This window comes from Corallococcus sp. AB038B (assembly GCF_003668955.1).
In the GTDB taxonomy this organism is placed as follows: domain Bacteria; phylum Myxococcota; class Myxococcia; order Myxococcales; family Myxococcaceae; genus Corallococcus; species Corallococcus exiguus.
Window position 1 is genome coordinate 1 of record NZ_RAWO01000423.1, and the last position, 382, is coordinate 382.

The 382-nt window shown below is 69.9% G+C and carries 1 protein-coding gene; it reads right to left on the bottom strand.

Going from position 1 to position 382, the window contains the following annotated elements; all coding sequences use genetic code 11:
• On the bottom strand, positions 1-382 hold a 382-nt coding region (locus D7Y04_RS44995), incomplete at both ends, for a sensor histidine kinase KdpD (protein ID WP_199749858.1).

Below are 382 nucleotides of genomic sequence, written 5' to 3' on the forward strand. Positions count from 1 at the left end.
GACTGGTCCTCGAGCGCGATGCCGATGCCCTGTCCTTCACGCTCAGCCGCGCGAAGTCTCCTTCCCGGGTGACGTGGACTTCCACGGGCCGTTGCGCGCCGTACTTGAAGGCATCGGAGAGCAGGTTGGTGATGACCTGCTCCACGCGCACCCGGTCCCAGGAGCCGACCAGGGGCTCGGCCACGACGAGTCGCACCGAGCACCGCGCGCCCGCCGCATCCTCCTGGACGCGGGAGACCAGGTCCTGCGTGAGCGAGGCCAGGTCCACCGGCTCGCGATGCAGGTCGAGCCGTCCCGCGCGGATGCGGGACACATCGAGCAACGTCGCGACGAGCTGATGCAGTTGAGCCACGGAGCGCAGCGTGGCGTCGACCCGACGGTG